This window comes from Thioalkalivibrio sp. ALE25 (assembly GCF_000377285.1).
Classification (GTDB): domain Bacteria; phylum Pseudomonadota; class Gammaproteobacteria; order Ectothiorhodospirales; family Ectothiorhodospiraceae; genus Thioalkalivibrio.
In genome coordinates, this window is record NZ_KB897928.1 from 215209 (window position 1) to 235173 (window position 19965).

20 protein-coding genes are annotated in these 19965 nt (G+C 67.5%); 4 read left to right on the top strand and 16 right to left on the bottom strand.

Going from position 1 to position 19965, the window contains the following annotated elements; genetic code table 11:
• Positions 1 to 16 precede the first annotated feature (16 nt).
• Positions 17 to 895, bottom strand: coding sequence for an undecaprenyl-diphosphate phosphatase (locus tag C996_RS0105015; RefSeq protein WP_018866359.1), 879 nt, complete (start codon positions 893 to 895; stop codon positions 17 to 19).
• A gap of 96 nt (positions 896 to 991) precedes the next feature.
• Positions 992 to 2299 (bottom strand): methyl-accepting chemotaxis protein, encoded by a 1308-nt coding sequence (locus C996_RS0105020; RefSeq protein WP_018866360.1) that lies wholly within the window; start codon positions 2297 to 2299, stop codon positions 992 to 994.
• A gap of 200 nt (positions 2300 to 2499) precedes the next feature.
• On the opposite strand from C996_RS0105020, the gene C996_RS0105025 reads away from it, so the two are divergent.
• Together C996_RS0105025 and C996_RS0105030 are read left to right on the top strand one after the other, a co-directional pair.
• Positions 2500 to 2937: an Rrf2 family transcriptional regulator gene (locus C996_RS0105025; RefSeq protein WP_018866361.1), complete on the top strand. Its 438-nt coding sequence runs from the start codon at positions 2500 to 2502 to the stop codon at positions 2935 to 2937.
• 19 nt (positions 2938 to 2956) lie between these two features.
• A complete protein-coding gene (locus tag C996_RS0105030) occupies positions 2957 to 4666 on the top strand; it encodes an ExeM/NucH family extracellular endonuclease (protein ID WP_018866362.1) in 1710 nt (569 codons plus the stop codon).
• 17 nt (positions 4667 to 4683) lie between these two features.
• On the opposite strand, the gene C996_RS0105035 is transcribed toward C996_RS0105030, so the two are convergent.
• The 4 genes from C996_RS0105035 to C996_RS0105050 all read right to left on the bottom strand — a co-directional run bounded on the left by C996_RS0105035 (position 4684) and on the right by C996_RS0105050 (position 7945).
• Complete coding sequence (locus C996_RS0105035; RefSeq protein ID WP_018866363.1) at positions 4684 to 5571, bottom strand: mechanosensitive ion channel family protein; 888 nt, start codon at positions 5569 to 5571, stop codon at positions 4684 to 4686.
• A gap of 15 nt (positions 5572 to 5586) precedes the next feature.
• Positions 5587 to 6396, bottom strand: a complete 810-nt coding sequence (locus C996_RS0105040; RefSeq protein WP_018866364.1) for a hypothetical protein — start codon at positions 6394 to 6396, stop codon at positions 5587 to 5589.
• Positions 6397 to 6473: 77 nt separating this feature from the next.
• Positions 6474 to 7574, bottom strand: a complete 1101-nt coding sequence (locus C996_RS0105045; protein WP_018866365.1) for a PA0069 family radical SAM protein — start codon at positions 7572 to 7574, stop codon at positions 6474 to 6476.
• Positions 7571 to 7945, bottom strand: a complete 375-nt coding sequence (locus C996_RS0105050) for a DUF1992 domain-containing protein (protein WP_018866366.1) — start codon at positions 7943 to 7945, stop codon at positions 7571 to 7573. The genes C996_RS0105045 and C996_RS0105050 overlap by 4 nt, the downstream gene beginning before the upstream one ends.
• 115 nt (positions 7946 to 8060) lie before the next feature.
• On the opposite strand from C996_RS0105050, the gene C996_RS0105055 reads away from it, so the two are divergent.
• Positions 8061 to 10025 carry a bifunctional diguanylate cyclase/phosphodiesterase gene (locus tag C996_RS0105055; RefSeq protein ID WP_026279205.1) on the top strand — a complete coding sequence of 655 codons (1965 nt, stop codon included), beginning with the start codon at positions 8061 to 8063 and terminating at the stop codon, positions 10023 to 10025.
• Positions 10026 to 10035: 10 nt separating this feature from the next.
• On the opposite strand, the gene C996_RS0105060 is transcribed toward C996_RS0105055, so the two are convergent.
• From C996_RS0105060 to C996_RS0105085, 6 genes are all read right to left on the bottom strand, one after another.
• Positions 10036 to 10515, bottom strand: a complete 480-nt coding sequence (locus C996_RS0105060; RefSeq protein ID WP_018866368.1) for a hypothetical protein — start codon at positions 10513 to 10515, stop codon at positions 10036 to 10038.
• 103 nt (positions 10516 to 10618) lie between these two features.
• Positions 10619 to 11653 (bottom strand): dihydroorotase, encoded by a 1035-nt coding sequence (gene pyrC / locus C996_RS0105065; RefSeq protein ID WP_018866369.1) that lies wholly within the window; start codon positions 11651 to 11653, stop codon positions 10619 to 10621.
• 56 nt (positions 11654 to 11709) lie between these two features.
• Positions 11710 to 11967, bottom strand: coding sequence for a DUF167 domain-containing protein (locus C996_RS0105070; protein WP_018866370.1), 258 nt, complete (start codon positions 11965 to 11967; stop codon positions 11710 to 11712).
• A 26-nt stretch (positions 11968 to 11993) separates the two neighbouring features.
• Complete coding sequence (locus C996_RS0105075) at positions 11994 to 12740, bottom strand: class I SAM-dependent methyltransferase (RefSeq protein ID WP_018866371.1); 747 nt, start codon at positions 12738 to 12740, stop codon at positions 11994 to 11996.
• Between the two features lie 71 nt (positions 12741 to 12811).
• Positions 12812 to 13840, bottom strand: a complete 1029-nt coding sequence (locus tag C996_RS0105080) for a hypothetical protein (protein ID WP_026279206.1) — start codon at positions 13838 to 13840, stop codon at positions 12812 to 12814.
• Between the two features lie 138 nt (positions 13841 to 13978).
• Positions 13979 to 14812 carry an alpha/beta hydrolase gene (locus C996_RS0105085; protein WP_018866373.1) on the bottom strand — a complete coding sequence of 278 codons (834 nt, stop codon included), beginning with the start codon at positions 14810 to 14812 and terminating at the stop codon, positions 13979 to 13981.
• Positions 14813 to 14936: 124 nt separating this feature from the next.
• Between C996_RS0105085 and C996_RS0105090 the strand changes: the two genes are divergently transcribed.
• The gene (locus C996_RS0105090) at positions 14937 to 17141 is read left to right on the top strand and encodes a bifunctional (p)ppGpp synthetase/guanosine-3',5'-bis(diphosphate) 3'-pyrophosphohydrolase (RefSeq protein ID WP_018866374.1); all 2205 of its coding nucleotides are present in this window, start codon (positions 14937 to 14939) and stop codon (positions 17139 to 17141) included.
• Between the two features lie 106 nt (positions 17142 to 17247).
• On the opposite strand, the gene C996_RS0105095 is transcribed toward C996_RS0105090, so the two are convergent.
• From C996_RS0105095 to C996_RS0105110, 4 genes are all read right to left on the bottom strand, one after another.
• The gene (locus C996_RS0105095; protein WP_018866375.1) at positions 17248 to 17637 is read right to left on the bottom strand and encodes a flagellar protein FliT; all 390 of its coding nucleotides are present in this window, start codon (positions 17635 to 17637) and stop codon (positions 17248 to 17250) included.
• A 51-nt stretch (positions 17638 to 17688) separates the two neighbouring features.
• Positions 17689 to 18096, bottom strand: a complete 408-nt coding sequence (gene fliS, locus C996_RS0105100; RefSeq protein WP_018866376.1) for a flagellar export chaperone FliS — start codon at positions 18094 to 18096, stop codon at positions 17689 to 17691.
• 38 nt (positions 18097 to 18134) lie between these two features.
• Positions 18135 to 19502 carry a flagellar filament capping protein FliD gene (gene fliD, locus C996_RS0105105; protein ID WP_018866377.1) on the bottom strand — a complete coding sequence of 456 codons (1368 nt, stop codon included), beginning with the start codon at positions 19500 to 19502 and terminating at the stop codon, positions 18135 to 18137.
• A 238-nt stretch (positions 19503 to 19740) separates the two neighbouring features.
• On the bottom strand, positions 19741 to 19965 hold a 225-nt coding region (locus C996_RS0105110; protein WP_026279207.1), incomplete at its 5' end, for a transposase.

Genomic DNA, 19965 nt, shown 5'->3' on the forward strand with positions numbered 1-19965 from the left:
TACTCGCGTGCCCCGATCAGTGGCCGTACATGATGTCCACGTCGAGGAAACCGAACAGGACCAGTAGCGCCAGCGCCCAGAGGTAGAAGGAGAAGACCTTCAGGTTGGCGCGGTACAGGAAGAACAACACCATCTTCAGCGACACAATCCCGACCAGCGCGGATACCACAAAGCCCACCGCCAGGGCCGTCCAGTTCAGGTCCCCAAGGCCGTTGCCGTTCAGGACGTCCAGCGACTGCACGGCGGTCGCCGCCAGGATCGTGGGAATCGCGAGGAAAAAGCTGTACTCCGCCGCCCAGCGCCGCTTGAGCCCGGTGAAGAGCGCGAAGACGATCGTCATACCGCTGCGCGAGAGCCCGGGAATCAGCGCGAAACCCTGCGCCACGCCGATGATCGCCGCGATCTTCGGGCTCAATTGGCGCAGGCCCAGCGGGCGCCGCTGCAACCGGTCCGTCCACCACAGCAGCACGCCGGTGAGGCTGAGCGTCCCGGCGATCAGCGTCGGGTGGGCAAACACCTGCTCGAACCCGGCCTTCAGGGTAAAACCCACGACGGCGGTCGCGAACACCGACAGCCCGCACAGCAGCGCCAGGCGCAGGAACAGCATCTCGCGCCCCGCGGAGCCCCGGGCGGAGGCCCACTGCCAGCTCTCGCGGGCGATCCCGCCGCTCAGCCGCAGCAGGCTCTTGCGGAAGACAAAGACAATCGATACCAGCGTGCCGACGTGCACCACCAGATCGAACAGGATCATCTCCGGGCTTTCCGGGGGCGGCAGTGGCTCACCCTGACGAATCAGCCAGTGCTGGGTCAGAACCAGGTGGGCGGTCGAGCTGACCGGAAGAAACATGAAGATGCCCTGCACGATCCCGAGCAGGGTGGCGACCCAGACTGTCATGACAGGTGCGACTCCGTGATCCCGAGGCGGGCCGCAGTATACGCAAACCACCCACCAGGCGTCGGTACCGGCGTCGCACCGCCGGCAAAAGCCCGGCTACACTCGGAACTGCGTCGTCAGACCTCGCAACTGCTCGATGCGCGCCACCAGGGTATCGGTCTCGCTGGCGGTGGCCTCGGCATTGGCCGCTGTCACCTGGGCCCCCTGACTGACCTCCGTGAGGGTGCCATCGACCTCGCGCGCGACCTCCGCCTGCTGTGACACGGCACCGGAGATCTCGTTGTTGAGATGCCGGATCCGCTCGACCGCCGAGCGGATCGACTGCAGGGCCTCGCCGGCACCGGCGGCCTCGTCCACGCCCGTTTCGCCCTTCTCCCGACTGCGCTCCATCGCACCGGCCGCCGAGCGCGCACCCGCCTGCAGCCGCTCGATCATGGCCTGGATCTCGGTCGTGGACTCCTGCGTCCGGGTCGCGAGCGTCCGGACCTCGTCGGCGACCACGGCAAACCCCCGACCCTGCTCGCCCGCGCGGGCCGCCTCGATGGCCGCATTCAGTGCCAGCAGGTTGGTCTGCTCGGCGATCCCGCGTATCACATCGAGAACCGACCCGATCTGGTCCGACTCGGCCTGAAGACGCGCCACCTGTTCGTTGGCGGTGCCGATCTCGCTCGCCAGCTCGCGCATGGTGCGCACGGTTGTGTCGACCACGCCGGAGCCGGTCCGGGTCTCGGTCTCGGCCTGGTCGGCCGCCTCGGAGGCCGTGCGCGCGTTGCGGGCGATCTCCTCGGCCGAGGCCGTCATCTGGTTCATGGCCGTCGCCACCTGGCCCAGCCGCGCCTGTTGCTGCTGCACCTCCTGATTCGTCTCCTCCGCCACGCGGTGCAGGGTGCCAACCGACTCCCCCAGCTCCCGTGCATGCTCCACCATCTCGGAGACCATGCGCTGCAGACGCTCGATGAAGGCGTTGAACAGACGAGCCAGGCGGTCGATGCCGTCGTTGCGCGGGGCCTCGATGCGCTGGCGCAGGTCCCCCTCACCCTCCGAGACCGCACGGAAGCGCCCGGCCAGTCCAGCCAGGCGGCGACGGATCATGAACACGAACAGGAAGTACACCACCACGATCACGCCAATCGCCACACCCAGCATCATCGCGTTGACCTGCCAGGCCGCGACATCCAGCAGCCGATCCACCGCGGCGGCCACTTCGGTCTCCAGGGCCGGCGTGGTCTCGTGCTCCTGCATCACCTGCTCCAGGGTCGCCTCCATCCCGCCCTTCAGCGTGGCCGTGTGCCAGAACACCGCTGCCGCGGCGATCAGGAAAAACACCCCGACAATCGCGCTCAATGCGAGCGAGAAACGTCCCGCCAGCGAAAGGCGACTCAGCCACCCACTCTCCTGCTCCATTGCTGCCCCCTGATGCCGGTACACTCCGGCTTTTGTTATCGCTGTAACGACCCACCGGCCCGAAACTATAGGCCGTGGCGCACCTGTGCTTCACGCGAACGCAACGCATGCGCTTGTGACGCAGGTCCGGACCAATTAAGGTTCTCTGAAATATACGTTCAAGCATATCCTCGATCACCGCGAACCGACGAAACCCTCCTATGCAGCTCACCCGCTATACCGATTTTTCCCTTCGCGTCCTGATGTACCTCACCGTGCAGCCGCGCGAGCAGCGCGTAACCGTCAGCGACATCTCCGAGCAGTTCGCCATCCCCCGCAACCACCTGGTCAAGATCGTGCACCAGCTCGGCCAGAAGGGGTACATCATCACCCGGCGCGGCAAGGGGGGTGGAATCTCCCTCGCCTGCGAACCCGCGGAGATCAACGTCGGCAGCGTGATCCGCGACATGGAGCCGAACCTGAACGTGGTCGACTGCGAGAACCCCGTCTGCCCGATCCTGCCCGGCTGCCAGTTGCGCGGCGTGCTCAACGACGCACGCGACGCCTTCCTCGCCGTGCTCGACCGCTACACCATTGCCGATGTGACCCAGGCGCCCGACTACCTCTACGAGCTCCTCCACCCCGGCAAGAGTGCCTGAACGCCGGTATCCTTCGGCCATGGAACGGCCCGATCCGGCACCCCGTAAACGAACCGCCCTGCACGCGCGCGCCGGGGCCCGCTGGCTGGCCGTGGCCGTGCCGTGCCTGCTGGCGCTCGCAAGCGCCGACGCACGCCAGGCCTGTCCCGATCCCGGGTCCACACCCACCCCCCTCGCCGAACTGCGCACGGGGACCGTACCCGAAGGAACGGAGGTGGTCGCGGAAGGCACCGTAACCGGCGTCTTCATGGACTCGGACCAGCTGGGGGGCTTCTACCTGCAACAGGGCTCGGGCGCCGCGGCCACAGGCCTGTTCGTCTACGCCCCGAGAAGGGACCCGGTCGCGGTCGGCCAGCGCCTGCAGGTGCACGGCACCTTTACCCGCCATCGGGGCCGCCCCCAACTCTCGCAACTGGACACGGTGGTCACCTGCGCCGACGGCGAACCGCCCGCCCCCGTCGACCTGCGCCTGCCCGACCATGCCGACCGGCTGGGCGACCATATCGACCAGCCGATCCGTTTCCCGCAGCGCCTGACGGTCACGGACAACCGGGACCTCGGGCGCTACGGAAGCCTGACGCTGGCCGCCGACGGGCGCCTGATGCACCCGGGCCAGACCGACCCCGCGGACAGTCCAGGGCACCAGGGTGCAGACCGCCGGATCGAACTGGACGACGGGAGCTATCGCGCGAACCCCGACCCGATCCCCTACCTCGACGATCAGGGGACCCGCCGCGCGGGAAGCTCGGTGGAAGGGCTCACCGGCATCCTCACCCACGCCTTTGGCACCTACCGGGTCCACCCCATCGAGCCCGTTGCCTGGACCGGCGGCGAGCGTCCCGGCCCGGTGCCGGCCGCGGATGCAGATCACCTGCGCATTGCCACCGCGAACATGGAGAATGACTTCGTCACGCTGGGCGAGCGTGGTGCCCAAACCCCGGCCGAGCGTCGACGCCAGACCGCCAAGCTGGATGCGCTGCTGCAAGGTCTGGATGCGGATCTGCTGGGCGCGGTCGAGCTGGAAAATGCCGCGTCCGCGCGCGAGACCCTGGTGGCGCGCCTGAACGCCCGCCCCGGGGAGCGCGGCGAATACTCGGCCATCGCGCACCCGGCGTCGGGGGACGATGCGATCAAGGTGGGCCTGCTCTACCGGCCGGAGCGCCTGCGTCTGGTCGGCACAGCCGCCGACCGCGATACCGTCCATCACCGCCCCCCGCTGCTGGGATGGTTCGAATCGGTCGGAGCCGGCGAGCGTTTCGGTGCCGTGGTCGTCCACTTCAAGGCCAAGAGCGGCTGCCCCGACAGTGGCGATATCGACCGGGGCCAGGGCTGCTGGAACCAGCGCCGTACCGCGCAGGCCGAGCGTCTCGTCGCCTGGATACGCGAACAGCAAACCGGCGAGTTCGCGGATGCTCCCGTCGTGGTCCTGGGCGATCTCAACGCCTATGCCGCCGAGGACCCCCTGCGCGTCCTCCATGCCGCAGGAAAACACGATCTCGTGCACGACGACCCAAGTACCGCCCATACCTACGTCTTTCGCGGCCAGGCCGGGCAGCTGGACTACCTGCTGGGGCCCGACACGCTGCGTGAACGGGTCCGGGACGGCGCCACCTGGCCCGTCAACGCCGACGAGCCGGAATTCCTCGGATTTGATGGCCGCGCCCCCGCCGACGGGCCCTGGCGCGCCTCGGATCACGATCCGGTCTGGGCCGACCTGTACCTGGACTAGTCGGTGACTGCGGCCACTCAGTCGCGGGCGTCCGGTTCCGCAGGCACGGCGGCCTCCGCCTCGGCCGCCGACACGTTGTCGACAATCCGTACCGGCAACGGCCCACCCAGGCTGCCCAGGGTCCTCTGCGGAAACGGGATGTCGATACCGGCCTCGTCCAGTGCCGCCTTCACCCCCTCGTGCATGGAGTTACGCAGGTCCAGGAATTTCTCCCGCCGCGCCCAGACCGAGAGCTGGATCTTCAACGCGGAGTCGCCGTACTCGAGGAAGATGAACAACGGCTTGGGCTCCTCCAGACAGACCGGGTTGCCCTCGGCGACCCCCATCAGCACGTCGCGCAACTGCTTGAGATCGGTGTGATAGGCGACCCCGATCTGCATGTCGAGCCGACGGATCGGGAACCGACTGAGGTTGGTCAGCTGGGACTTCACCAGGCTCTCGTTGGGCACCCGGACCATCAGGTTGTCGAAGGTCCGCAGCTTCACCGAGAGCGGATCGATGGACAGCACCTCGCCGGTGGCATCCCCCACCTTGATCACATCCCCGACAGAGAACGGCCGCTCACCGATCAGGAACAGCCCGGAGATCAGGTTGGAGGCGGAGGTCTGCGAGGCAAAGCCCAGCGCCACCGTGAGGATCCCGGCCGCACCCAGCAGCACGGTCAGGTCGAAGCCCAGCTCGCGCAGGGCCGAGGCCAGCACCAGGAGCACGATTACATAGAAGCTGATGCGCCGGGTCAGCATCACCTGCTGGGCATCGAGCTTGTCTTCCAGCACCCGCGCCAGCCCGCGCGACACCAGACGCGCGACCAGCAGACCCACCAGCAGATAAACCGCCGCGCGGACGGCCGCGAGGAACGCCTCGCTGGTGACGAAGGCCTGCGCGGCCTGTAGCCATTCGTTCATCGTGTGCGTCGCCCCCTACTGAAACAGGGCGCTGAACGCCCGCACCATCAAATGCCGTCCGCCGGCCTCGCGGGGCTCGGCGATACGCTGCGCCCCCGTCGCGGCCCCGGGCGGCCCCGGGTCGATCTTCATCGCCGCCATGTCACGGTCCTCCTCGCGCTCCATGCGCACGGCCGGGGTCCACAGCCGATGGTGGCGATCGGCATACACCGGCAGTCGCGGCACCGGCAGGTTCACGCGCTCCAGGAACAGGGCATCGTCCGCCTTGTTGGCGATGGTCAGCGGCGTCACCACACGATGCGGCCGTTCCGGCACATCCGCCAGGTCCAGGCGCGCCTGGGTCCGGGTCGCGTAGCACAGCTCGCCATTCACGGTGTTGGGGCCGAACCAGGTATCGGAAGGCGTATACACCGGGAATTCCTGCACCCGCGCCGCCCCCAGGTGCAGCTGCACCCAGGCCGGCGAACTGAGGTACAGGGTGACCTGCCCATGGGCCGGCACGTAGAACGGATTCTGCGGGCGGCTCACCATCGGACGATCGGCCAGGGCCACGCGCAGTTCCGGCTCGGCATCGGCCGGGGCCCCGGCAAACCGCAGCAGGTCCCGGGCACCGGCGGGAAAGGGTTCAGTGCAGGGGACGTCGATCGCCAGGGTCGCGTCCGCCGCGTCGCGCGGTCGTTCCATCACCATCTGCCATTCCTGCGCCCCATGCAGGAGCCACAGGTCCAGCGGACCGATGGACCAGCGACCGTGCGCGCCCGAGGCCAGCGGCCGGCGCCCCCACCAGGTCGCGGGATCGGTTCGCGTTGTCGAGGTCTCCGCCATCATCCCGTCCTTGCCATGCACCGCCTCACTGTAAACCAGAAACGGACGCCCGGGAGACGGCGCCGCGCGTTCCCCGCTCAGAAAAGGTCCAGCTGCCCCTCCTCGCGTCTCTGCCGCGGGCGCGCCGGCGGCACGAACTGGCTGCAGTCCAGTTCCACCAAGCGGCCACCCAGGCCCGCCCGCCGCCGGGCCAGCCGGAAGCGCTGGCGCAGCAGCTCGGCATACGCCCCCGCCCCGCGCATGCGGTGCCCGAAGGTCGCGTCATAGAGCTTGCCACCATGGGCCTCACGCAGGCGCTGCAGCACATGGTCTGCCTTGAGCGGGTGGTGATGGCGCAACCAGTCCTCGAACAGCGGCGCCACCTCGCGTGGCAGACGCAGCAGCACATATCCGGCGGCCACCGCCCCGGCGGTCGCACCCGCCTCCAGCAAAGACTCCACCTCGCCATCCGTCAGCACCGGGATCAGGGGCGCCACCAGAAGGCTCACGGGCACGCCCGCCGCGCTCAGCCGTTGGATGGTCCGGAAACGCCGTTGCGGAGCCGCGGCGCGCGGCTCCAGGTGGCGCGACAGGTTGCGGTCCAGCGTCGTCACCGATACGGCGACCTGGACCAGCCCGCGCTCGGCCATCGGGCCCAGCAGATCCAGATCGCGCTCCACCAGGGCCGACTTGGTCACGATCGACACCGGATGCCCGGTCTCCGCCAGGACCTCCAGCAGCTGCCGCGTAATCCGCCAATCCCGTTCCACGGGTTGATAGGCATCGGTGTTGATGCCCAGCGCAAGGGGCGTCACACGGTGGGACGGGCGGGCCAGCTCGCGCCGCAGGCATTCGGCCGCGCCCACCTTGGCAAACAGCCGGCTCTCGAAGTCGAGGCCCGGGGACAACCCGACGTAGGCATGCGCCGGGCGGGCGAAGCAGTAGGCACAGCCGTGTTCACAGCCCCGATACGGGTTCAGCGAAAGCTCGAAGGGCACATCCGGCGACTGGTTCCATGACAGCACGCGGCGTGGATGCTCGACGGTCACCTCCGTACGCAGGGGCGGCGGCGCCTCGCCATCGCCTTCCCAGCCATCATCGAAGGGTTCGCTCCGGGTGGGCTCGAAGCGGGCATACGGGTCCAGAGTCGCCCCGCGCCCCCGTGCAAGCCCCCTCGTGGGACCGCAGCGCTCGGTCATCGGGCCGACCCGTCCATGCGCTCGCACAGCTGGCGAAAGTAGCCGGACTCCGACACCATCGCCCGGCCTTCGCCGCTCTGGTTCAGCCGGTCCAGCAGGAGCCGCAGGCGCCGCGCGGCGTGCTGCCGGGAGGCCTCGTCATCCGCCGCCTGCAGCAGGGCCTCCGCCGATGCGATCTCGCCCCGGATCCGCACCGCCTCCGGCACATAGTCGGCATTCTTCAGCACGCGATAGGCCATGCGCAGCTCTTCCGGCACCGCGCGGTCATCGTCCAGCTCCAGCGGCCGGCCAGCCCCCGGGAGGTCGTCGAACGCCCCGCGACGCGCCGCATCCGCCAGTTTCGCCTCGATTTGTGCCTCATTAAGCAGCATCGCTCGCCCCGTCAACCGCGTCCGTTATGCCGGCCGAACCCGCCCTGTTGAGGACCGAACGGGTTTACCGTAAGGTCCGCTGCACCCGCACAACACGACCAGCGCACGGACCCCGATGGCAGCCACTTCGCGAGACAACCCGTCGGCGTCCGCCGTGCGTTCCCTCGCGCCGGCCCGCGAGGCCCTGCGCGCGGACCCGCGCTTCGACACCTACCTGACTCGGCAGATCCCGGTGCTGGTGGCATTATCGCTGCTGCCCGGGCTCGGGTATATCCTGCTGGGCGCCCTGCACGATGCGCTTGTCGCGGCCGCCTCCTGGTACGCGGTGATGTTTGCCGCCTCGCTCTGGGGAGTCCAGCTTTTCTGGCGGTACCACCGATCGCCGCTGTCACCGGAGCAGCGCAGCCGCTGGCGCCTGCGGCTGACGCTCTTTCTTTATCTCTACCTGGCGCTGTGGACCTGGATCTTTCTGGTCTTCGTGCGCCTCGACGCGCAGAACCTGCACTACATCGCCATCTTCACGCAGATCGGCGCCACCACGGTCGTCGCGGCCCTGCTCTACCCGGCCCCGTGGGTCTTCCGCCCGTTGATCCCGGCCATGATGGTGCCGCTGGCCGGCTACTTCCTGCTGATCGGTGACTGGTATGGCTACGTGCTGGCCGCCTTCTCCGCGACCCTGGCCCTGGTGCTGTACTACGCCGCCAGCAGCAGCTTCGGGCTGCTGCGCGACAGCCTGTACCAGGCCTCGCACGACGCCCTCACCGGGCTCAACAACCGCGCCGCCTTCATCGAGCACCTCGAGCAGAGCCTCGAGGTGCTGCAGCATCATCGCCAGCATTCGTTTCTGCTGCTGATCGACCTGGATCATTTCAAGACGGTCAACGACCTCCTGGGCCACGACATCGGCGACGAGTTGCTGAAAGCCGTGACCCGCGACTTCGCCAACACCCTGCCGCCGGGCCACCATCTCGCCCGTCTGGGCGGCGACGAGTTCGTGATCGTCGCCCCCGGAAAGGAAGACCGGCATACCTGCGAACGGGCGGCCCGGCGCCTGGCGCACTCGCTGCTGCGGGTGGTCAAGACGCCCTACATCATCCGCAATCATCACCTGCATGTCAGCGCCAGTATCGGCATCCGCCTGATCGAGCCGCACCCGGGGATCGACTCGCACCAGCTGGTTCGCGAGGCCGACATCGCCATGTACGAGGTGAAGGACCGCGGGCGCGACGGCGTGGTGGTGTTCAGCGACGAACTGTCGCGGGCGGTGGAACGGCACCTGCAGATCGAGCGCTGCCTGCATTTCGCGCTGCAGAACCGGGAGATCGAGGTGCTCTTCCAGCCGCAGCTCGACCGCGACGGCCGCATCCGCAGCGCCGAAAGCCTGATCCGCTGGAACAGCGCCGAACTGGGCCCGGTTTCCCCCGCGGAATTCATCCCGATCGCCGAGCAGACCGGCTTCATCAGCGAACTGGGCGACACCGTGATCGCTCGGGCCTTCCAGACCCTGCGCAACTGGGATCGCGCCGGCTTCCACCTGGAACAGCTCGCGATCAACATCAGCCCGCGCCAGCTGGTTCACCTGAATTTCGTGCAGCGCATGCAGGAGCTGATCGCGCGCCACCTGGGCCGTGAACACGCGCATCGCATCACACTGGAGATTACCGAACACGTCGTCGCCGAGGATACCGACCGCGTCGTGTACATCATGCAAGCCCTGCGCGACATGGGCCTGCGCTTCTCGATGGACGACTTCGGCACCGGGTTCTCGTCACTGAGCTACCTGAAGCGCCTGCCCTTCGACGAACTCAAGATCGATCGCAGCTTCGTGCGCCAGGTCGACCACGACCCCGGTGATCAGGCGATGGTGCGGACCATCTGCGACATCGCCCGGCAGTTCGAGCTGGAAGTCGTCGCGGAGGGGGTCGAGACCGAGGCCCAGTACCAGTGGCTGGCCACGCACGGGAACCTGCGCTTCCAGGGCTACCTGTTCGCCCGCCCCATGGAGGCCGGCGCCTTTCTCGACTATTGCCAGGGAATCCCGGCACCGAGCCGTGCGGTGGCACCGTCGACCGGAGGGTAGCGGCCCGGGATCAGGCGCCGCCGGTCGCGGCCGGCACCACCCAGAGCGTGAGCGACAGCAGGATCGCCGTCAGGCTTACCCCGATGATCGGCAGCATCATCACCCCGGCCAGCGCCTCGCGCCGAAACAGGCGCACGGCCATCCCGCCCAGCGTCAGCGTCCACCCGATCGCGACAAAGAACGCCAGGGCGTTGAGCTCCGCGCGCCACAGCAGGATGAGCGCCACCGGCAGCCCGAGATTCAGGATCACGACCCCCATCTCCTGGCTCCCCGCCGCCCGTCCGGCGGACAGGGCATAGGCGTACGCGGCCCAGACCATCAGCAGGCCGAAGCCGAGCGCACCCGCCGCGGGCGAACTGAGCGGGGCCCGCAGGATGGCCGCCCCGGCCGGTTCCAGCCCGACCCCCAGCGCAATGATCAGCAGCGCCACCCCCAGGCTGATGGCCAGCCAGAACCACAGGGTTCCGCGTTGCACATTCGGTTCCGTCATATCCTGGTCCTCGTCCTGTCGGTGGCTGCCTGACCTGCTGACCGCGCGCGTCCTTCAGGGTTCGCGTTGTCCGATCGCACCCTGGTTACGGCCCGGCCCCTGATTACCGGGCCAGCTGCCAGGCAATGGTCTCGCCCGCGCGCAGCGGTACGCCCGGGTCATGGCCGAAGAGTACTGCCTCGGGCACGGTCCAGGGTGAGCGTTCCAGCGTCAGGGTGTCGGTGTTGCGCGGCAGTTTGTAGAAATCGGGCCCGAAATGGCTGGCGAATCCCTCCAGACGATCCAGCGCATCCGCGGCGGCAAAGGCCTCCGCATACAGCTCGATGGCCGCATGCGCGGAATAGATTCCGGCGCAGCCACAGGCCGACTCCTTCGCGTGGCGCGGATGCGGCGCGCTGTCCGTGCCCAGGAAAAAGCGCGGATGGCCGCTGGTCGCGGCCTCCACCAGTGCCTTGCGATGGCGCTCGCGCTTCAGGATCGGCAGGCAGAAGTGATGCGGGCGCATCCCACCGGCAAACAGCGCATTGCGGTTGTAGAGCAGATGTTGCGGCGTGATGGTGGACGCGACATTGGCCGGCCCGTCCTGGATGAACTGCACGGCCGACTCGGTCGTGATGTGCTCCAGCACCACCCGCAGCTCCGGAAAGTCGCGGATCAAGGGCTCCAGGTGGCGCTCGATGAACACCGCCTCGCGATCGAAGATGTCCACGTCCGGATCCGTCACCTCGCCGTGGATCAACAGCGGCAGATCCACCCGCTGCATGGCCTCGAACACCGGGTAGCAGCGGCGGATATCCGTCACCCCGCTGGCCGCGTTGGTCGTGGCCCCGGCCGGGTACAGCTTCACCCCGTGCACAAAGCCGGAGGCCTTTGCCGCGTCGATCATGCCCGGGGTCGTGCCCTCGGTCAGATAGAGCGTCATCAGGGGCTCGAAATCGGCCTCCTCCGGCAACGCCGCCAGGATGCGGTCGCGGTACTCCGCCGCGGCCTCCAGCGTGGTCACCGGCGGCTTCAGGTTGGGCATGATGATCGCGCGCCGGAAGCGGCGCGCGGTATCCGGCAGCACCGACGCCAGCACATCGCCATCCCGCAGGTGCAGGTGCCAGTCGTCCGGTCGGGTCAGGGTCAGGCGGTTCATCCGTAGTTCCCTTCGCAGGGGCCCGCACGGTACGGGCCCGTCACAGTCATCAGTTATCAGGATAGCGCGGAGCGCAAGTCGGTCTCGGACCAGCCCTCCACCAGTAACGTCTTGTTACGCGAGTTCGCGCCTGCCACCACCCGCACAGCCGACTTCGGGCATGCCAGTTTCGCTTCCAGCAGCTCGATCACGGCCGCATTGGCGCGGCCCTTCTCCGGAGGCGCCTGGACCTGCAGCTTGAGGGCCTCCCCCATCCAGCCGGCCACCGCGTTGCGCTTGCTGCCCGGAGCGACCTTCACCTTCAGCCGCGCCATGCGAAACACTGAGCCATGTATACGCTCTACTCGGCGGGCCGCGTCGCCATGTAGGCACTGAACACGCCCAACTGCACATCCCGCTGCACGTCCTCGAACCCGACCGCGCGCAGGGTGTCCTGGATCTCTTCCGGCGGCACGCACTGGTCGATGGTGTCCCAGAAATAGCGCATCAACAGGTGGCCGTCGGGATCGCGGGTCAACACCTTGCCGACGAACGGCACGAAGTCCCGGAAATAGAAACGCGCCAACGCGAACTGGCGCCGGGTCCGTGGCCGCGAGACCTCCAGGATGGTGCAGCGACCGCCCGGCTTGAGCACGCGGAAATACTCGCTGAACAGTTCATGCAGATCCCGCACATGGCGCAGCCCGTAACCCATGTACAGGCGGTCGAACTGGCGGTCCGGCAGCGGCATCTGCTCGCCGAGGCTCTGGACGAAGGTCGCGTCCATCTTGGTGCGGGCGATGTCCATCATGCCCCGGCTCGGATCCACGCAGGTCAGATGGTCGTCGCCCACCACCTTCCGGATCTCCTGCGCGACCGGCCCCGTCCCGGTCGCCACATCCAGGACGTTCATCCCGGCCTTCAGGCCGGACTTCTTCAGCACGAAGCGGCGATAGGCCTGCCCCGTCCCGAAAAAACCGACCCGCAGGATGCGGTCATAGTACGGGGCCGTCCGGTCGAACAGGTCGTCGACGTAGGCGCGGCGGCTGCCCTCGTCCCCGTAGTAGTCCTTCAGGACCGGGTGCGGCTTCTTGGTCGTTGGCTGCATTGCGTATTCTCCCAGGCAGGGGACCAGGGGCCGACCAGACACGGCGGCCGACCCGATCCGGCGTCAGTTCGTCATGGCATTGCGAGCGCCTCGCACAGGCGCTCCGAGTACTGTCCCTCGATCTCCACCAGCAATTCCTCGCGACAGATGTCGCCATGCAGCAGAAGCCAGGGGATGTGGTGACCCAGGCGCGCACGCAGGTGGTTCTCGGCGGCGGGCGCATCCTCGGCGTGGCGCAGATAGACCTTGAGCAGCGAGAGCGCCTGCGGCGTTTCCGCTCGCACCGGGTGGTGGGTGGAGGCCTGCTCCAGCAAAGCCCCGATATTGTGCAGGCTCTCGTCAATCTGCGCCTCGAGATCCCCCACATGGCGGCTTTCATGGCCCACGATGCTGGCCGTGCCCGAAATGAACAGCTCGGCGGCCTGCGGGCCCGGCTGCCAGAGGCTGGCGCGGGCAAACGAGGGGCTGCGCGGCCCGTACTGCCGGGGGTAGCGGTAGGCACTGACCTGGCGCGGATTCTCGATGCGCGCCGCGGGCTCGCGCGTCGCAATGAAGTAGATCAGCAGGCCGTCGGAGTGCGTGCCGATCGCCGTGGCCGCCGGCAGGATGCGCTCGTACTCCGGCAAGGCCTCGAAGACCTGCGCACGCCCGCTGCAGAACCCGCGATAGCGCTCCTGCCCGTCGACCGGATCATTGATGGCCGGGAGGTAGTTCCAGACCCGCACCAGGTGGTCAAAGCCCAGCGCCCGACAACCGGACAGGATCTCGCGGTAGGCGCGTTCCGTCAGCGGTTCCGGGTCCGCGCGGGCATCCAGCGGCGCGTGCCAGCAGCCCACCAGGCAGTCGCGGCCGCGCAGGTAGGTCAGCGAGCCGTCTGCCCCTGTCTCCCCGCGTACGCCGTCCGGCAGCGACCAGCACTCCACCCAGTCCGTATCGCGGCCCAGCGGCTCCAGCCCCACGTGGATCTCCAGGCGTCCGGGCTTGCGCTCGACACCACAGGTGCGACCAAAACGAATCACCACGGACGCCGAGGCGCCGTCCGGATCCTGTGCTCGACGGTAGGTGACCGTCAGCGGGGCTTTGTCAGCGGATTCCATCATTCGGTGGGAGCGGGAGGCGCATCGCCTCTCTATCGGCATCCATTCCGGCCAGAACAGCGGCGCAGTCTACCAATCTCCCGCGCTGGAGACACGGTCTCCTGGCGGGCCGGGGCCCGCCAGAATGTCGCTGGGCTTCCGTCAGGGCTCGTCAAGCTCGATACCCGCGTCGGTCAGAAATCCCCGCAGGCCTTCGAGGTAGGCATCCCCGGTGGCCAGAAAGGCCTCGTTATGGCCGCCTTCCATCTCCAGCAGTCGAGCCTGCCCGGCGGCCGCGTACAGCCGTTCGGTGTGGGCAAACGGCACGATCTCGTCGTCCACGCTGTGGGCCAGCAGCAGCGGCGCGGTGATGGCCTCGATGCGGCTCAGGGTGTCGTATTCGTGGCGCAACAGGGCCCGCACCGGCAGCCACGGATAGTGGCGCGCTCCGAGATCCGCGGCCGAGGTAAAGGCCGATTCCAGGATCACCGCGCCCGGCTCCACCCCGGTGGCCAGATCCGCCGCCACCGCCGCCCCCAGGGAACGCCCGAACACCACGACCGAGTCGGGGGCGATCGAGCGCGCTTCCGTCAGGTACTCCCAGGCGGCGCGGGCATCCGCGTAGGTGCCCGCCTCGTCCGGGCGGCCCGCGCTGCGGCCATAGCCACGGTAGTCGATGATCAGGACGGCCAGTCCCAGTTCATGGAAGAGCTGCAGGGAGTGCAGTCGGTGGCTGATATTGCCGGCATTGCCATGCAGAAACAGCAAGACCGGCGACTCCTCGCCCTGCGGCGACGGCACGAACCAGCCATGCAGCCGCACCCCGTCGGCAGTCACCAATTCGACGTCTTCGTAGTCCAGTCCAATGCGTTCCGGCGTGCCGGTCAGGTTGCTGGAAGGCATGTAGACCAGACGGTCTTGGGTCACGAAGATCAACCCGGTCATCAGGGCGTATCCGAGCCCCGCGAGTCCCAGGATCTTGAACAGATTGGCCATATCCCGATCCTGACCGCCCAGTCGCCCCTGTGCAAGGCAAACACCGAGCGTGTGAAGCGCTCTCGCCCGTGCGCCCGGACCGGTACAATGCCCGCGAACGATCTGGCTGAAACGACCCTACCCCATGCGCCATTCGCTGCTTACCAATACGGATCTGCAGGGCCTCGACCGCGATGCGCTGCTGCGCCACTTCGCGGGCAGCCAGCCGCTGGACGATTCCACCGGCCAGCAACTGGCCGAGGCACTGGACCTGGCGCTGGAGGCGGTCGAGGCCGCCGGGCTCGAATCCCACCCGCTGGACGTGGCCGAGATCCTGCGCCACCTCAACGTGGACCGCCAGACGCTGATCGCAACCCTGCTGGTACCGGTCTATCTGGCGTCCCGGATCACCCCGGCTCGGATCGAGACGGACTTTGGTGCGGCCATCGCGCGTCTCACCACCAATGTCGCGGCCCTGGTGCGGCGCCGTTTCGAGGCGCCGGCGGGCCGGCCGGAACAGGCCGAGCGCCTGCGCCGCATGCTGATGGCGATGGTCGACGACGTACGCGCCGTGCTGATCAAACTGGCGTTCCGCGTGCAGCACCTGCGCCTGCTGGTACGCGAGCCGGATGACAGCGCCCGCGCCCTCGCGCAAGAGACCCTGGACGTCATCGCGCCCCTGGCCAACCGCCTGGGCGTCGGCCAGCTCAAGTGGGAGATGGAAGACCTCGCCCTGCGCATCCTGGAACCGGAGACCTATCGCGAGATCGCCAGAGGCCTGGAAGAAAACCGCACGGAAAGAGAGACCTATGTGGAAGCGTTTGCGCAGACTCTTAAGGACCGCCTGCGCGCCGAGGGCATCGAGGCACGGGTCTTCGGGCGGCCCAAGCACATCTACAGCATCTGGAAGAAGATGCAGCGCAAGCGGACCTCGCTGTCCGAGTTGTACGATCTGCGCGCCACCCGCGTGATCGTCGACCAGCTGGCCACCTGCTACACCGTACTTGGCATCGTCCACAACGACTGGCGCCACCTGCCCAGCGAATTCGACGACTACATCGCCAACCCCAAGGACAACGGCTACCAGTCACTGCACACGGCCGTGGTCGGACCGGAGGGCAAGGTCGTGGAGGTGCAGATCCGCACCCGCGAGATGGATGACTTCGCCGAACTGGGGGTCGCCGCCCACTGGCGCTACAAGGAAGGGGGGCGCGAGGATCAGGCCCTCAACCGCGCGATCAACAACCTGCGCCAACTGCTGGAGGCCGCCGACAACAACGACCAGAACCTGCTCGACGAGATCCAGAGCGAGCCCCTGCACCAGCGTGTCTTCGTCCTCACGCCCCAGGGCGAGGTGCTGGACCTCTCCCAGGGCGCCACCCCGCTGGATTTCGCCTACGCAGTGCATACCGAAGTCGGCCACCGCTGCCGCGGGGCCAAGGTCGACGGCCACATCGTCCCGCTCACCTACAAGCTGAAGTCCGGCGAGCGGGTCGAGGTCCTGACCACCCGGGAAGGCGGCCCCAGCCGCGACTGGCTGAATCCCAATCTTGGCTATCTCAACACCGCCCGCGCGCGCTCCAAGGTCCGCACCTGGTTCCGGCAGCAGCACCAGGAGGAACACCTGGCCACCGGCAAGCACCTGCTCGACCGCGAATGCCAGCGCCTGGGCTGCGGCCAGGACCTCAACCGCAGCGCCCTGGCCGAGGCCATGAAATACCAGACCTTCGACGAGCTGCTGGTCGCGCTGGGTGCCGGCGACATCACCACGGCCCAGATCGCCGGGCGCATCTCCCAGCAGATGCGCGAGACGCGCGGTCGGGAAAAGCCCGCCGCGCCGCCCGCGCCCCAGCGCCCGCGGCGCCATGACGGCGAGGCAAAAGAGGACGACATCAAGATCCGCGGCGTCGGCGGCCTGCTGACCACCCGGGCGCGCTGCTGCAACCCGCAGCCCGGAGACCCCATCATCGGCTTCATCACCCGCGGTGCCGGCGTCTCCGTCCACCGCAGCGACTGCGTGAACATCCTGCGCATGCCGGAGGAAAAGCGCGGCCGCCTGATCCCGGTCTCCTGGGGCGAAGAACCGGAACGCGAGGCCATCACCCTGGAGGTGGACGCCCATGACCGCCCCGGCCTGCTCGGCGAGGTCGGCAACGCCTTCTCCGAATGCGGCATCAACCTCCTGCGCGTGAACACCCAGACCAACCGCGAAGACCGCAGCGTCCGCATGGAACTGGAGGCGGAATACAGCGACCTCGGCGAACTCAGCAACCTCTTCGACCGCCTCCAGTCCCTCAGCAGCGTCCAGACCGTCCGCCGCCTCCCGCCCGCTGCCCCCACCAACGCGTAGCCCCGTAGGAGCCGCCTTGGCGGCGAAGCCCCCGCCAGAGTCCGACGCGGGCAGGGGCATTCGCCTGCAAGCAGGCTCCTACAGGAGATGCGAAACGGGCTGGGGCCTAACCCTCGGGCTGCCCCCGACCGGTGCGCATGGAATGTCGGCGGGTGGTCTCGTAGGCGTTGGTGCCCTTGCGACCGGATTTCAGTTCGCGGATCTGCTGCGCGACCTCGGTGCGGCGCTGATCCAGCTCCTGCACCGAACTTTCATAGAAGCGGCCAAGCTCCTCGAGCGCGGCGCGCAGTGCCGCCCCGGAGTCATCGCGAAGCGGCACCGGCTCCGGGCCGAAGGCCCGTTCAACCAGGCTGCGCGCCTGCCGATCCAGCTCCTGGAGCTCTTCCCAGTCCTCTTCAGCCACCGCGCGCGCCATATGGGCGCGGATCGCCTCGACGGCATCTTCGAGCGTGGCTTGCGAACCGGCCCCACTGTTCGAAGTGGCGGGACCGCTCATGGGTAAAGGCCGGACTCAAAAACCGCGCAAAGAGCCATGCAAGGCCTTCCGCTAACCGGCGCGGCGCTGGTCAGCCGGGATCTCGTCCCAGCCCGCCTTGATCTCGCGCAGCAGCTTGGCCACCTCGTCCAGGGCCGCGGGGTCATTCTGTGCGTTCGCCTCCAGCAAACGACGGCTCATGTATTCGTACAGGGCATCCAGATTTCCGGCCAGTTCGGCATTGTGCTTGTGGTCCAGCACGGCGCGCAGCGATTCGACGATATCGATCGCCTTGCCGATCTTCTCGCCCTTCAGGCCCACGTTACCCTGCTGCATCGCACCCTTGGCCACGGCAATCCGCTCCAGTGCGCCCTCGAAAAGCATCTGGATCAGCCGGTACGGGTCCGCTACCTGCGCCTCGGCCAGCGCGCCCGACTGCCGGTACTGGTTCACCGCTCGATTCATGCCCGGTCCGTACATGCGTTGCTCTCCGTTATCCGTTCGCCCCAGCGGCGCGACTATCGACGAGAATTGTTCTGGGCCAGCGGCATATTCGCCAGCTGCCCCATCAGGAAATCACCCGTGCTCTGCATCTGCGCCACGGCACTGTCCATCCGCGAGAACTGCCCGATCAGGCGCTGCTCCATACGTTCGAGACGGACCTCGAGGTCCTCACGCTGCTGCCCAATCCGCTCCAGGTCATTGCGCAGCCCGTCCGTACGCGCATTGATCAAACCTTCCGGCCCAATAAAGCTGTTGGTGACCTCCTGCATCCGGCCACCAACCTCGCGCACGATCTCGGTGACGCGGTCGAAACCATCCGTCTCCATCGCGCGGTCGAAACGCGCGCCGTCGAACGAGAGCGTCCCGTCGCGGTTGGAGACGATCCCCAGCTCCGCGAGGGTCTGGGCATTGGCGTCCGGCACCTGAGCCGGCTGAATGAGCGCATTACCGAGGCGGCTCCGAATCCCCCGTACCGTGCTGTCCCCCGTCAGGACCGAACCCTCTTCCGAGTCCGGATTGAACGAGGTCAGCTCACGGGTCTGGCCAACCAGGGCGTTATACGATTCGACAAAACCCTGCAAGGCCTCGCGCAGCTGGTCCTGGTCTTCGCGCACCGAAACGGTCACCGGCGACGCGGACGTCCCCCGCAGTTCGATGCTCAGGCCCTCGATCGTGTCGTCCAGCGTGTTCGTCGAGCTGGTCACGGTCAGCCCGTTGATCACGGCCACCGCATCGCGGGCCTCTTGCGTCGTTTCCAGGTTATCGCTGGCCAGGCGGCCAAGCCCCTCGTTGGTCGCCGCCGTATCACCGTTCACCGCGACCGAGATCGTGTTATCGGCACCCGTCTCCGTCGCGTTCAGGACCAGGCGCGCGCCACTGCCGTCATTCACGATGGAGGCCGTTACACCGCCCCCGGCCTCGTTGATCGCGTTGCGAACGTCCCGCAGGGTATCGCCTTCCTCCACGTCGATTGTGATGGCGTTCCCGCCGCCCACGCTGATCTCCAACTGACCGGCACCTACCTCGGCATCCCCGTCGGCGAACTGCCCCGCCGCGGTCGCCACACTTTGCGCCTGCGCCAGCTGATCCACCTGCAGCGAGAAATTGCCATTCGCCGCCGTGCCATCGGACGTCACGCTGGCCACACTGGAATCCGACACCTCTGCGGACTGGGACAACTCGAATCCAGCCAGCTGGCCCAGACTCCCACCCAGCTGCTCCACGCCGTTCGTAAGATTGCCGAATGCCGAGATCTGCGCCTCGATCCGACCTTCCCGGCGATCGAACCGCTGCTCCTTCGGGACGCGTTCGGCATTGATCAGGTCGCCCACGATCTGATTCAGATCCAGCCCCGAACCGACACCCAGTGAACTAATGGCCATGGTCTTTCTGCTCCTCGGCGCCCGGCGTCCCGGACCCTTTGCACGTGCGATATATCTATTTACGACAGCCTAGCCCAAAACTTGAGCCCGCCGCAGGAAAACCGCCTCAAAAAGGCATGCCCCCCAGACCTGCCGCGCCAAAGAAACCCCGTAATTGCGAGCGAAGCGAAGCAATCTCCGGTTGTGTGCGTCAAGTTGTGCAGAAGTGAGTCAGCCATGTTCGGTTGGTCGGTATGGCTCAGGCGGCCTCGGCCTGCCTCAGCAGGATTTTCTTGTGCTCTTTGAGCAGATCCATGTTCAGGTAGCGGTTGTCCTCCAGCCAGCCTTCGTGGATTTCGACGGCCAGGGCCCGTACCAGGCGTAGACAGCTGTGGGTGTTGGGGAAGATCCGGACCACCCGGGTCCGGCGGCGGATCTCCTCGTTCAGCCGCTCGAGCATGTTGGTGCTCTTCATGTGCTTGTG

Bases quoted from the DNA above. Each gene is read 5' to 3' on its own strand.
- pyrC (WP_018866369.1), bottom strand. From the start codon at position 11,653: ATGAACCGCCTGACCCTGACCCGACCGGACGACTGGCACCTGCACCTG.
- C996_RS0105055 (WP_026279205.1), top strand. From the start codon at position 8,061: ATGGCAGCCACTTCGCGAGACAACCCGTCGGCGTCCGCCGTGCGTTCC.
- C996_RS0105085 (WP_018866373.1), bottom strand. From the start codon at position 14,812: ATGGCCAATCTGTTCAAGATCCTGGGACTCGCGGGGCTCGGATACGCC.
- C996_RS0105030 (WP_018866362.1), top strand. From the start codon at position 2,957: ATGGAACGGCCCGATCCGGCACCCCGTAAACGAACCGCCCTGCACGCG.
- C996_RS0105080 (WP_026279206.1), bottom strand. From the start codon at position 13,840: ATGATGGAATCCGCTGACAAAGCCCCGCTGACGGTCACCTACCGTCGA.
- C996_RS0105060 (WP_018866368.1), bottom strand. From the start codon at position 10,515: ATGACGGAACCGAATGTGCAACGCGGAACCCTGTGGTTCTGGCTGGCC.
- fliD (WP_018866377.1), bottom strand. From the start codon at position 19,502: ATGGCCATTAGTTCACTGGGTGTCGGTTCGGGGCTGGATCTGAATCAG.
- fliS (WP_018866376.1), bottom strand. From the start codon at position 18,096: ATGTACGGACCGGGCATGAATCGAGCGGTGAACCAGTACCGGCAGTCG.
- C996_RS0105070 (WP_018866370.1), bottom strand. From the start codon at position 11,967: ATGGCGCGGCTGAAGGTGAAGGTCGCTCCGGGCAGCAAGCGCAACGCG.
- C996_RS0105035 (WP_018866363.1), bottom strand. From the start codon at position 5,571: ATGAACGAATGGCTACAGGCCGCGCAGGCCTTCGTCACCAGCGAGGCG.
- C996_RS0105095 (WP_018866375.1), bottom strand. From the start codon at position 17,637: ATGAGCGGTCCCGCCACTTCGAACAGTGGGGCCGGTTCGCAAGCCACG.
- C996_RS0105045 (WP_018866365.1), bottom strand. From the start codon at position 7,574: ATGACCGAGCGCTGCGGTCCCACGAGGGGGCTTGCACGGGGGCGCGGG.
- C996_RS0105075 (WP_018866371.1), bottom strand. From the start codon at position 12,740: ATGCAGCCAACGACCAAGAAGCCGCACCCGGTCCTGAAGGACTACTAC.
- C996_RS0105020 (WP_018866360.1), bottom strand. From the start codon at position 2,299: ATGGAGCAGGAGAGTGGGTGGCTGAGTCGCCTTTCGCTGGCGGGACGT.
- C996_RS0105040 (WP_018866364.1), bottom strand. From the start codon at position 6,396: ATGGCGGAGACCTCGACAACGCGAACCGATCCCGCGACCTGGTGGGGG.
- C996_RS0105015 (WP_018866359.1), bottom strand. From the start codon at position 895: ATGACAGTCTGGGTCGCCACCCTGCTCGGGATCGTGCAGGGCATCTTC.
- C996_RS0105050 (WP_018866366.1), bottom strand. From the start codon at position 7,945: ATGCTGCTTAATGAGGCACAAATCGAGGCGAAACTGGCGGATGCGGCG.
- C996_RS0105025 (WP_018866361.1), top strand. From the start codon at position 2,500: ATGCAGCTCACCCGCTATACCGATTTTTCCCTTCGCGTCCTGATGTAC.
- C996_RS0105090 (WP_018866374.1), top strand. From the start codon at position 14,937: ATGCGCCATTCGCTGCTTACCAATACGGATCTGCAGGGCCTCGACCGC.